Source organism: Nocardia sp. SYP-A9097, from assembly GCF_009649815.1.
Classification (GTDB): domain Bacteria; phylum Actinomycetota; class Actinomycetes; order Mycobacteriales; family Mycobacteriaceae; genus Nocardia.
Map to the genome: position 1 here is coordinate 250,251 of NZ_WJIC01000008.1, position 13,758 is coordinate 264,008.

Here is a 13,758-nt window from a genome sequence, read left to right on the forward strand (position 1 = left end):
CGATTCGCCGTGTGACTCTTTCAGTCGCGGTCCAGGTAGGCATTGACGAGCGGTCCGATCTCGGCCAGGGCTGCGGCCGTAACCAGCTGGTTGTGGGTGAAGGCGACCGGATGGTCGGTGATGTGGCCGGCGATATACGGCCGCCAGGTCGCGACATTCGCGATCGGGTCCGGATTGCCCGCGGCGGAGACGAACAGCAGATCCCCGTCGAAGACCTCCGGGTAATGGTCGGAGATCTGCCGCAGCAGATGCTGCAGATCGCTGTAGAAATGCTCGATTTCGGTTGCGGTGAACGAGATTCCGGACGCCGCCAGTAGATCGGCGGCCTGTGCGGGGGTGACCCCTTCCAAACCGGCCGGAACGTCGATCCCGCCGAATTCGGCGAGCAGCATGGCCAGCGGCGGCAGATCCGCATCGGCGGTGATCCGGACCTCCGCCCTGGCGTCCATCATGACCAGCGACCCGACTTCCGCACCGCGGTGGCGCAATTCGACCGCGATGGCATGCGCGATCGGGCCGCCCGCCGAGTAGCCGAGCAGGTGATACGGCCCCTCGGGCTGGACGCGGCGCATCTCCTCGACATAGCGGACGGCCAGATCACCGATGGTGCGATCGGCGGTGCCGCCATCGACCACCCCCGGGGACTGCAGGCCGTAGACCGGGTGGTCGCGGTCGACATACTGCACCAATCCGCCGTAGCACCAGGCCAATCCGACGGCCGGGTGAATACAGAACAGCGCGGGGCCCTCACCCGCCGGCCGCATGGGCAGCAGCACCCGCAGCGACGGTTCCACCTCCGGCTGTTCGGCGGCGTCGGTGAGACGGCGGGCCAGCGCGGCGGGTGTGGGATCCAGGAACATCCATTGCAGTGGCATGGGAATGCCGGTGCGCTCCCGGACCAGGGTCACCAGTTGGACCGCGGCCATGGAATTACCGCCCACTTCGAAGAAGTTGTCGTCGACGCCGATGCGCTCGGCGGCCAGGACGGCGGTGAAGGATTCGGTGAGGGCGCGCTCGGCATCGGTGCGCGGGGCGCGGTAGGGGCGGCGCTGCGGCTCGGGGTGAATCCTCACCGCGGGGGTGTCCTCGTCCTGAATCCTCATGGTGAGAGCCGGGAGTCCGCCCGCGACAGCGAGATCGCCGATCGGGGCGTCCGGGGTCGCGGTGAGTGCGGTCAGCAGGGCGACGAACCGGTCGGCCAGGGACTGCGCGGTGGCGCGGTCGAACAGGTCGGTGGCGAAGGTCAGCGAACCGGTGATGCCATTCGGTTCACCCGCTTCGCCGAACTGTTCGGCCAGCATCCATTCGAGCTCGAATTTGGAGCCCGGGGCCGGAGCCTCGATGGGGCGAACCTCCAAGCCCGGCAGGGTGGTTCGCGGAATCTGTACATTCTGGAAGGCCAGCAGCACCTGGAACAGCGGGTGATGCGCGGTGGAGCGGACCGAAGCCAGTGCCTCCACCAAGCGCTCGAACGGCAGATCCATATTGCCGTAGACGGCGAGATCGGCGCGGCGGGTGGCGGCGAGGGTCGCGGCGAATCCGGCGGCGGGATCGAGGTGCGACCGGAGCACGACCGTATTCACGAACATGCCTACGAGATCGTCCAATTCGCCGTCACCGCGGCCCGCCACCACCGAACCGAGAGCGATATCGGTCTCGCCGGACAGGCGTGCCAGCAGTACGGACAGGGCCGCGTGCACCACCATGAACGGGCTGGCACCCTGGGCTCGCGCCAGCATCTGCAGGCTGTCGTGAACCCTTGTGGGAACGGTGAATTCGATGCGATCGCCCATACCGGACGGCATCTCCGGGCGGGGCCGATCGGTGGGGATGCCGTGCACCTCGGGGATACCGGCGAGCGCGGACCGCCAGAAGTCCAGTTGCCGATGCGCGAGGCTCTCGGGATCGGCGTCCGAGCCGAGCAGCTCCCGCTGCCAGAGGGCGTAATCGGCGTACTGCAGCGGGAGCGGAGCCCAGTCCGGCGGTGCTCCAGCTATACGAGATAGATACGCGCACAGCACATCTCGTGCCAGTGGGGCCATGGACCAGCCGTCGGCGGCAATGTGGTGCACGGCCATGGCCAGCACCGCGTGCTGCGGCGCGGTGTGCAGTACACAGATCCGCAATGGCGGTTCCTGGGTGATATCGAAACCGCGCGACAACTGGGAGATCAGCCGTTGGGTGACCTCCCCGGCATTCGTCGCGATTTCGGTCAGCGGCGTGCCGCCCGGGGTCGGGGGCAGGATCTGCTGGTAGGGCAGCCCGTCGGGGCCCGCCGGGTAGATGGTGCGCAGCACCTCGTGCCGGGCCACCACATCGTCGATGGCGGCGCGCAACGCCGTAATATCCAGGGCCCCTTCGATTTCGAAGGCGCCGGGAATGTTGTAAACCGGTGAGCCCGGGTCGTAGCGGTTCAGGAACCACATGCGCTGCTGCGCCGCCGACAACGGCGTTCGCTCCGGGCGCGGCCGGGGGCCGGGCCGCGGGCGATCGGCGTCCGCACCGGAGGCGATCAGCTCGGCCAGTTCGGCCACCGTCGGAGCGTCGAATACGGATCGCACCGGAATCGCGATGCCGAGCGCACTGCTCAACCGGGCCGCCACCCGGGTGGCAATGAGCGAATTACCGCCCAGGGCGAAGAAATCGTCGTCCCGCCAGACCTGATCGATGCCGAGTACCTCGGCGAAGACGGCGGCCACCGCCTCTTCCTGCGGGCCGACGGGCGGCTCCTGCGCATCGGGGATGAGCCGCGGAGCGGGCAGGGCATCGCGATCCAGCTTGCAATTGGGGGTGCGTGGCAGATCCTGCAGCGGCACGATGGCAGTGGGGACCATATACGACGGAAGCCGCTGGGCCGCTTGCCTCTTCAGGTCTGCCGTGTCGATCTCGGCCCCGTCCTCGGGAATTACGTAGGCGACCAGCATGCCGCCGCGAACGTCGTCCCGCACCAGGGCGACCGCGCGGGCGACCGACGGGTCCGCGGTCAGCGCGGCCTCCACATCGCCGAGTTCGATGCGCAGACCGCGCAGCTTCACCTGGGTGTCGGTGCGGCCCAGGTACTCCAGATTCCCGATGCGTCGCCGAACCAGATCACCGGTGCGGTACATGCGCTCACCGGGAACGAACAGGTCGGCGATGAAACGGCTCGCGGTCAGGTCGACGCGGGCGAAGTAGCCGCGCGCCAACGGAGTACCGGCCAGGTACAGCTCACCGACCACACCCTCCGGTACCGGGCGGAGCCGGTCGTCCAGAATCAGCGCGCGTACCCCCGGTGCGGCGGCACCGATGGTGATCGGATTCCCGGGGTGCAATGGCGCGCTGCCGGTCGCCCACACCGTGGTCTCGGTGGGGCCGTAATCGTTGAAGTGCAGGCGATTCGGGGCCGCCCAGGTGGCGACCAGCTCGGGCGGGCACGGTTCGCCGCCGGTAATGATCATGCACAGCTCGTCCAGGCCGGCCGGGTCGACGGTTGCCAGCGCCGACGGCGTGATGGCGATATGCGAAACCCGTTCGCGAGAGAGCAATTCCGCCAGATCCGGGCCGGCGAAGACGGTCGGCGGGGCGACCACGAGGGTTCCGGCCGCGCTCAGCGCCATGGTCAGCTCCAACACAGAGGCATCGAAACTCGGTGAGGCGACGTGCAGTACGCGGGAGTCGGCGGTGAGGCCATCGCGGTCACGCTGCGCGACCGCAAGATTCGCCAGACCGGTGTGGGTCACCACGACACCCTTGGGGGCGCCGGTCGAACCCGAGGTGAAGATGACGTAGGCGGGATTCCCAGGACGTGCTTGTCGCGCAATGGGCGGATCCGCCTGTGCGGCTGTGACTTCCGGATCATCAAGGCACCACCAGTCGACGGCGTCAGGCAGGCGATCGCGCTGCGCTGCCACGGTCAAACCGAGGGGCACACCCGAGACCTCGACAATGCGAGCGATCCGCTCGGGCGGATACGCCGGATCGATCGGCACGAAGGCCGCTCCGGTACGGGTGATCGCCCATACCGCGAGCACGGATTCGATGGAGCGTGGAATACCAACGGCCACCAGGGTTTCCGGACCGGCCCCGGCGCGGGCGAGTTGCCCGGCGAGCCGCTGTGCGCGGTCGTCGATCTCCCGGTAGGTGAGCCGCCGATCGCCGCACACCACCGCGACCCCCTCCGGATTCGCGGCGACCGCATCGGCCATGAGTTCGGCCAGCGTACGCGGCGCGGCGGTCGGAACCGCCTCGCTGTACAACTGCTCCTCTTCGGCCGGGGTGAGTAGATCGATATCCCCCACCGGCACAGCCTGTTCCGCCGTGACAGCGTCCAGCAGCCGTACCAGGCGATCCGCGAACGCCGACACCGTCGATTCATCGAAAAGGTCTGTGGCATAACCACACCGCAGCTGCGTGCCCTCCGCATCAGCGACCACCGTCAAGCTCAAATCGAAGCGGCTGTTGGTCTGCGGCAGTTCGATCGGCGCGACCGTCAACTCCGGCAGTCCCAGCTCCGGAATCGTCAGATTCTGGAACACCAGCATGACCTGCACCAGCGGATGCCGCGCCTCCGACCGCGCCGGCGCCAGCACCTCCACCAGGCGCTCGAATGGCACATCGGCGTGCTCGAACGCGGCGAGATCGGTGTCGCGGACCCGCTCCAGCAGTTCACCGAAGGTATCCCCCGCCCGTACGCCCGTGCGCAGGACCAGGGTGTTCACCAACATTCCGACCAGATCATCGAGATCACGGTGCCCGCGACCGGCGACCGGGGTGCCCACCACCACGTCCGGACCGCCGCTCAGCCGGGCCAGCAGGACCGCCAGCGCCGCGTGTACGACCATGAACGGGGTCGCCCGGTGCGTTCGGGCATATTGTTCGATCGCGGCCGTGAGCGAGCCGTTCAGCCGGGCTACACACTCCCCCGCCCGATACGAGGCGCGCGCCGGTCGCGGCCGATCAGCGGGCAATTCGAGATGATCCGGCAGACCGTCCAGGGTCCGCGACCAGTACTCGACCTGACGGGTCAGCAGCGACTCCGAATCCCGCTCGGACCCCAGCCGCGCCAACTGCCACAGCGCGTAATCCGCGTACTGCACCGGCAACTCTTCCCACGCCGGACGCTGCCCGGCGGCCCGCGTCGCATAGGCCGCCGCCACATCCCGGGTCAGCGGAGCCATGGAGAAACCATCGGTGGCGATGTGATGGGCGACGAGCACGATCACATGCTCGTCCGGTGCGAGACGGAACAGCCGCAATCGCAGTGGGACCCCGGCTGTCACATCGAATCCCTTAGTGACGGTGGCGATTACGGCGTCAGGCAAGTCCTCGGCCGTCACCGGTACCGGCTCCAGATCGAGCGGGACCTCGTTCGCCGACAGGATCTGTTGCCCGCCGACACCATCTATATCGGGGTACACCGTTCGCAAAGTCTCATGCCGTTCGATCACATCACGCAGGGCCATGCGCAATGCCTTCGAGTCCAAGTGACCCGAAAGCCGCAGTGCGACAGGCACGTTGTATGCCGGAGACGCCGGGTCGAAGCGGTTCACGAACCACATGCGCTGCTGGGCCGGAGACAAGGGCACCGGATCCGGGCGCGGGCCGCGCACCAATTCGACGCCGGAGCCGTCCTGCTCGGCATCGGACAGCCGCCGCGCCAGATCCGCGACAACCGGCGCCTCGAACAACAGTCGCACCGGGACAGTCGCACCGAGCTCAGCGGTCAAGCGCGTGGAGACGCGCGTGGCGATCAGCGAGTCGCCGCCCAGGGCGAAGAAATCGTCCCGCGCGCCCACCCGCTCCTGCTCGAGCACCTCGCTGAACGCCGAGGCGATCAATACCTCGATGCCAACCGGCTCCACGTACTCCGCCTGCGCCACAACAGGTTCCGGCAGGGACCGCAGATCGATCTTCCCGGTGAGTGTGCGCGGCAACTCCTCCAGTACCTGAATGCTCGACGGCATCAAATAGCGCGGCAGCCGCGCGCCTGCCCACGCGATCAACTCTGCACCCGACGGTGGCGGCAGCGCGGAGGCCGGTGCGAGGGTGACAACTGACACGCGCGCCGATGCCGACTCGGAGGCGGTAGTCGCAGGTGTAGCTGTCGAGCCTGGGATCGGCGCAGGTGCGGCAACGGGTTCGGGTGTGGTGGTGGTAAGGGTTACGTACGAGCACAGAGTTGTTGCGCCCGTGGCGGATCGGCGTCCGACGGTGATCGCTGACTCCACCCGCGGGTGGGTCACCAGTACGGCATCGACCTCACCGGGCTCGACGCGAATTCCGCGCACCTTCACCTGGTGATCGGTGCGGCCTACGAACTCGAATCCCGCTGCGGTACACCGCATGAGGTCACCGGTGCGGTACATCCGCTGCCCGGCGGCGTACGCGTCGGCGACGAATCGACTCGCGGAAAGCCCTGCGCGACCGGCATATCCGCGCGCTAAGCCTGGTCCGCGCACATACAGCTCACCGATGGCCCCCACCGGGACCGGACGCAGCCAGCCGTCCAGCACCAAGAGCGTCGCGCCCGGCACCGGAGAGCCCAGGATCGCCGCGTTCTCAACCGTCATCGGCTCGCCGTACGCGGTGGCCACCGTGGTCTCGGCCGGGCCATACGAATTCACAAGTATGCGAGCACTATTCGCCGGGCCGGCCTCGACAGTCACCGACCGGACATCGGAATCGACTGTCCCCTCACGCAGCTGGACCATGGTCATCCGGGTGACCAGCGCGGGTGGGCAGGGCTCGCCGCCGGTGGCGATCGCACGCACCGAGCGCAGGTCCGCCGCGTCGAGAGTGGCCAGGACGGTCGGGGTGCAGATCAGGTGGGTGGTAGCGCCCGCGGTGAGGGCTGCCGCGAGCTCCGCTCCGGCATCGGCTTCCGGAGGGGCGAGCACGAGCGTCCCCCCTGCCGCGAAGGTACTGAGCCACACCAGGATCGCGGCATCGAAGGCCGGGTTGAGGCAGTGCAGCAGGCGGGTGTCGTCGTCGATCAGGCAGCGCTGCGCCGTGGCCGCCGTCAGGTTCGCCAGTCCGGTGTGGGTGACCACGACGCCCTTCGGGGTACCGGTGGAGCCGGAGGTGAAGATGACATACGCGGCGTGCTCGGGGCGGAGCGGGGCGAGGCGGTCGGCATCGGTTATCGGATCGGCGGACGACTCATCGATTCGGGCAATGGTTTCCGGGGTGTCCAACCGGATCCAGGAGATGCCCCCGGGCAGGTCGCCGATCAGTCCGGCATCGGTAATACCCAGTACCGCAGCGCATTCGACGGCGATGGTCGAGGTTCGAGTGGCGGGCTGCGAGATATCAACGGGGACGAAGGCCGCACCGGTCTTGGCTATCGCCCAGATGGCGACCATGGATCGCAGTGAGCGCGGCAGGGCCACCAGTACGGTCCGTTCCGGACCGGCACCGTCGGCGATCAGGTTGCGCGCCAATCGATTCGACTGCCGATCCAACTCCGCGTAGGTCAGCTGTCCGCTCGGATCGCCAAGCGGGTCAGCGACCGCCACGGCATCGGGCAGACCGGCCGCCGTGAGCAGCTCCGGAAGCAGCCGGACCGTTCGCGCCGGTACACCGATCCGCACGGCGGGTGTATCCACCGGATCGGAGGTACGCATGGTCGACACCCGGCGGCGCGGATCCTCCGCGAGAGCGTGGAGCAGGTGCGCCAGGCCGTCCGCAATCGAATCCGCCTGCGCGGCATCGAAGTACAGCGGTGAGCGAGTCAGTTCGAGGCGGAGTCCGGTATTCGCGTACGTCGCCAGCGACAGCGGATAGTGCGTGCCGTCGTGGGCGCGAATACCCGTCACCGCCAGTTGAGCCTGCCGGGTGGCGGCGGTCAGAGAGTCCGCATCCACCGGATAGGACTCGAAGACCGTGGCGGTATCGAACAGCGGCCCAAGCCCGGTGTGCGCGTGAATTTCATCGAGGCCGAGGAATTGCTGTTCGGCCAGGGCGGCCTGCTCGCGCTGTACGCGGCTCAGCAGGTCGGCAACGGATTCGGCGGGGTCGAGGGCAATACGGACCGGAACCGTATTCACCAGCATGCCGACCATGCGCTCGGCACCCGGTAGCTCCGGTGGGCGGCCGGAAACCGTTGCGCCGAAGACGATATCGGCGGAGTCGGTGCGCTCACCCAGCAATAACGCCCAGGCCACCTGCACAATCGTGTTCACGGTGACCTGACAGTCGGCCGCCAGGGCGCGCAGCCGCTCGGCCGCATCGGATGCCAGCGGAACCTCGTGCGCCACCGGTGCGGTGGCGGCATCGGCGCGCGGTGCCGCCGGGGCGACCAGGGTCGGCCCCGCCAGACCGGCCAGCGACCGCGCCCATGCCGTGCGCGCCGCCTCCGAGTCGCGCGCGGCGAGCCATTCGAGGTAGCGGGCGAACGGTACCGGTTGCGCGAATCCGGCGTCATCGCCGCGGGTTTCGTACAGTCCCACCAGTTCGGCGAAGAGCAGGGGCATGGACCAGCCGTCGAGAATCAGATGGTGATTGGTGATGACGATCCGGAACTTGCGCTCCCCCACCGCGATACACAGGAATCGGATCAGCGGTGGGCGCCGCACATCGAAGGGTGCTCGCAGCTCGCGCGCCGCCATCTCATCCAGCTCGGCCTCGGTCGCATCGAATCCCTCGAGATAGGTGCACGGCACCGGAACCTCGGCCGAAATCACCTGTACCGCACGATCTCCGGATTGCACGAAGCCCGCCCGCAGCACCTCGTGCCGTCGCACCAGCGCCCGCGCGGCGGCGGACAACCGGTCCAGCTCGAGGTCGGCCTCCACATCGATGACGGCCTGCACCGAGTATCCATCGGACCCGCCCTCGGCCAATTGCGCCTGGAACAGCAGTCCCCGCTGCAATGGGGTCAAGGGCAGCACATCATCGATTCGACCGTAATCCCGCTCCCAGGAATCGATTTCGTCCTGTGTGGCCGAGAGCAGCGCCAGATCGCTCGGTGTGACCCCACCGGCCGACGGTGCGCGAACCAACTCCGCGATCTCCTGCACCGCCGAAACCCATTCCCGCGCCAGCTCGGCCACCTCCGCGCGATCGACAGCCCCGGAGGCGAACTGCCATACGGTGTGAATCCGAGACCCCCGCTCCGACTCCATCGTCACGGCATCGACCGAAATCACCGCCGCCAGTGGCATTTCCGCATCGACATGGCCGCCGAGCCGCGCTGCCATACCCACCGGCAGCCAGTCCCCCGCGACGTCGATATCCGGAATCTGCCCAAGATAGTTGAACCCGACCTGAGGCTCGGGCAGCGCGGCCAATTCCCCTGCCGTACTCGAATTCAGATACCGCAACAACCCGAACCCGAATCCGCCCCGGGGCACCGCCCGCAACTGCTCTTTCACGGTCTTCAATGCCACGACCGCAGACCCGCTCTGGCCGGGCGCGAGGCCCACCGCCTCCTCCGAGACAACCGGTCCGAGCCGTACTGGAACCTGCGCGGTGAACCAGCCGACCGTCCGCGACAAGTCCGCGCCCGGCACCGCTGCCTCATCCCGCCCGTGTCGTTCAACGGCCACCACCGTCGCGGCGGCCGCGGCACCGAGCTGTCCGCGGCGACCCCGGCATCGCGCCAGCGCTGATGTCAACGCCGCCAACAGCGCATCCTCGACACCGCACCGGTAGGCCGATGCGATCCGTCCCACGAGCGCCGTCGAAATATCCTCGGAGACTTCGACTTCGAGCCGTCCGGCCGTCTCTTGCGTATCGACCTCCGGATCCAGCCGCCGCTGGCCGACCAACGGGTCTTCCGTCAAAACCTCTCGCCAGTAATCGAATTCGCTCGAAGGCCAGTCCGACGTGCCATGCACCTCGGCGAGATCCCGCAATGCGTACGCCCAGGTACGCATGGAGGTGCCGGTGCTCTGCAATGCGGGGGTGGTGCCGGATGACGCCTGGGACCAGGCCGACATGAAGTCCGGCAACAGGATTCGCCAGGAGACCGCGTCGCAGGCCAGGTGATGGACGGCGATCAGGAGCCGACCGGACTCGGAGGGACCTGCGTCGAGCCAGGTCAGTGAAGTCATGATCCCGGCTCGCGGGTTCAGGCGCGCCACGGCGGCCTCGAGCTCCGGCTCGGTCGCGTTATCGATCGCGCGCTCGGCGGTCGAAGCTGTGCCGAGCGAATCAGGCTGGGAGCAGTCCACTCTCGCGAGTACGGCCGCCGCATCCACCAAGTGAGGTGGTTGGACCTCCAATTCGGCGCCGGAAGGCGTATCGACTATGCGGCTTCGGAGCATGTCGTGGCGATCCAGGAGAGCCTGAACCGTGCCGGTCAGGGCATCCTGCTCGATACCGAGAGGTAGGCGGACAACCATGGATTGCGCGAAATGCTCCCAGCCGGGCCGGGATAGCAGCCAGGTGGCGACAGGGGTCAGCGGAAGCCGGCCGTTACCGCCACCGGGAAGCTCCGGAAGTTGCGCCGGCCGATCGTCGGCGCGGCCGACCACGGCCGCCAGGGCCGCGGGAGTGCGGTGTTCGAAAACCTCACGGGCGGAGAAGATCAGTCCGGCGGCGCGAGCCCGCGATACCAGGGTGATCGCCATGATCGAATCGCCACCGAGTGCGAAGAACGAGGTTTGCGGGCCCACTTCGCGCGTGCCGAGGATTTCCGCGAAGAGAGCGCAGAGAATGCGTTCGGTGTCATTACCCGGCTCGGCCTGCCGCAAGGGTTGCGCGACAACGGGGTCGGGCAGGGCACGCCGATCCACCTTGCCGTTCGCGGTGAGCGGAAGCGCACCCAGCACGGTCACCGTGGCCGGAACCATATAGGGCGGCAGACGACGGACGGCATGATCCAGCAACTCCGCCTCGGTAACGACGACCCCCGCGTGCGGCACCACATACGCCGCCAGCATGGTGCCACCGGTCGGCGTAGGCCGGGCCACGGTCACCGCGATCTCCACGCCCACATGCGTATTCAGCGCCGCATCGATCTCCCCCAACTCGATCCGCATGCCGCGCAGTTTGACCTGGAAGTCACCGCGCCCGACATACTCGAGCACGACAGCGGAATTCGTTTTGGAGGCAATGGAACCCGCATCGGCGACCGCGTCATCCCGCGCGGTCGCGACCGCTCCGCGCCGGGAAGTGGCGGTCCAGCGCACCAGATCACCGGTGCGGTACATGCGTCCACCACCCGGGGCGGCGACGAAGCGCTCGGCGGTCAGCCCGGGGCGGCCGGCATAGCCGCGCGCCACCCCGGGGCCGGTCACGTACAGCTCACCGGCGACACCGATGGGGACCGGGCGCAGCCAGCGATCCAGCACCAGCATGCCCGCGCCGGGGATGGGGTCGCCGAGTCCCGCGTTCTCGCCGGGGACCAGGCTCTTGGTGTAGGTGACGGCGACGGTGGATTCACTGGGGCCGTACGAGTTGAGCAGGTCACGGCCGATTCCGAAGCGCGCCACGATATCCGGCGGAGTTGGCTCGCCGCCGGAGGAGACGGCACGTACACCGTCCAGGGCGTTCGGCTCCAGCGTGGACAGCACGGCCGGGGTGGAACACACCTGTGTGATGCCGTATTGCCGTATCAGCGTGGCCAATTCGGTGCCGAGCACCGGATCCGCCTCCGCCACAATCAGTATCGCCCCGGTGGCGAACGCCATCAGCCATTCGAGCACGGAGGCATCGAAGCTCGGGCTCAGGCATTGCAGGACATGCGCGCCGCGGGTGACCCGGTACGAATCCACCACCGCCGCAGCCAGACTCGCGAGACCGGCATGGGTGACCACAGCACCCTTCGGGACGCCGGTCGACCCGGAGGTGAACACCACATATGCCGGACTGGCCAGGTGCGGTCGACCACGCAGCTCATGGGCTGCCAGCGGCGCAGCGGACTCGGGCCAGCTGCCTTCTTCGGAGAGCAAGTCGTCCAAGGTGATCCACTGCACCGTATCGGGCAGGTCGGCCTTGCCGGAGAGAGTCAATCCGAGCTCGGCTCCGCATTCGGCGGCGATTCGCGTCATCCGATCAGCGGGCATACCGGTACCGAGGGGTACGAACGCCGCACCGGTCTTCGCCACCGCCCACAGGGCGATCATCGCCTCCACCGAGCGCGGAAGTGCCAGCAGCACAGTTGATTCGGGGCCGAGCACTGGTACATCACCAGCGGCCGTCCCAGAGGTACGCAAAAGCCTGCGCGCCAGTCGATTCGAAAGCTCATCCAGCTCGCCATAGGTGATATGCCGATACCGGCCCACCACCGCCAGCCCGGCAGACCCGGCTTCGCGCAGCCCATCGGCCAAAATTCGAGGGAGCAAACGCGATTCGGGTGCGGGTGCACCGTGCGCTCCGCCGAGCAGCGGCTTCTCATCCGCCGTGCAGTACTCCAGCTCCGCCAGCGGTGTATCCACCTCCGCGCCCAGCAGCGATTCCAGCAGCGTCAGGAACCGGCGATGCTGCCGTTGCAGCGAATCCTCGTCGTACAGCCGGGGATTCGCCGAGAAGTCCACATGAATCGGCGCCCCCGCCCCGTGCTGATAGAAGTTGACGAACAGATCCTCGATCGGCCCGGATGTCAGTACATGCAGGCTCGACTCCACGCCCTCGAAGTCGAGCCCCGCCGGAAACAGCATGATATTGATGACCGGTCCGACGAACCCGCGCCCGAACTCCGGCTGCCCAGCACTTCCCGACCGTGCCCGCCGGCCGATCTCGGACTCCGCGTCGGACGCCTGCCCGGTGTCCACGTCGCTCCGAAGCCGCGTCCGCCCATCCGCACTCGCAGCCTCCGCTCCCCAATGCATATCCTCGGCGCGAAAACGCTGGTGCCGCAGGGCTCCCGAGGCCGCGGCGCGGATGGCATCCAGCACCTCGCCGACCCGGCCTTCGCGCGGCACGCGCACCCGCAGCGGCACCACATTCGCGATCATGCCGCCCGAGCGGCGCAGTACCGCGGTGGTGCGGCCGGAGACCGGCAGGCTCAGCACCACATCCTCGGTCGCGGTCAGGCGCGCGTAGTACAGCGCCAGGGCCGCCATGACCACCATCGCGGAGCTGGCGTCGAAGCGGCGCGCCGCGCTCTCCAGGCGTGCGGCGGTACCCGCCTCCAGCTGTGCGCGGGCCGCACGCCCCAGGGCGCACGCGGGCGCGGTCGCGGAGACCAGGCTGCAGCGTTCGGGCATGCCCGCGGTCACCTCGCGCCAATACCGCTGATCGGTATCGAATCGGCTCGAATCGCGGTATGCCAGTTCGGCTTCGTGTACCTGCAGCAGTGATGCGGCGGTCCTCCCGTATGCCGGTGTACCGCGTACCGCGGCGTTGTACAGCTCCGCGACCCGGTACAGCCCGGTCATCGAGCCGAAGCCGTCGATGAGAATATGGTGCGCGCGGGTGTACCAGAGGTGATGGTCGCGGCCGACGCGGATCACCGTGCTGATGCCCGCCTGCGCACCGAGCAGATCGATCGGCGCGACCACATCGGCCCGCATCCAATCCAGTGCCGCCGCACCGGGATCCGGTCGATCACTGAAGTCCAGGAACCCGACCGTGGGCTCCAGATTCGGGTCGACCACCTGATACGGCTGATCCTCGATCTCCACCAATCGCAGTACGCCGGAACCGAATTCGCGGCCCGCGATAACCGCCGCCCTGCGCAGCGCCGCCAGATCCAGTCGCCCGCGCATCTCGATGTACTGTGCCTCCGACATCGGCACGCTCGGATCCAGTTGCTGCGCATACCACATGCCGAGCTGGGCCGGGGAGAGCGGGAAGACTGTGGCGGTCTGTTCCGCCGCGAGTTCGCGCGTCATA

The 13,758-nt window shown here is 68.0% G+C and carries 1 protein-coding gene; it reads right to left on the reverse strand.

The genetic code is table 11. The annotated features are described in order from the left end of the window. Positions 1-20 precede the first annotated feature (20 nt). On the reverse strand, positions 21-13,757 hold the full coding sequence (locus GFY24_RS19160) for a non-ribosomal peptide synthetase (RefSeq protein WP_153806429.1): 13,737 nt from the start codon (positions 13,755-13,757) through the stop codon (positions 21-23). Position 13,758: the final 1 nt, after the last annotated feature.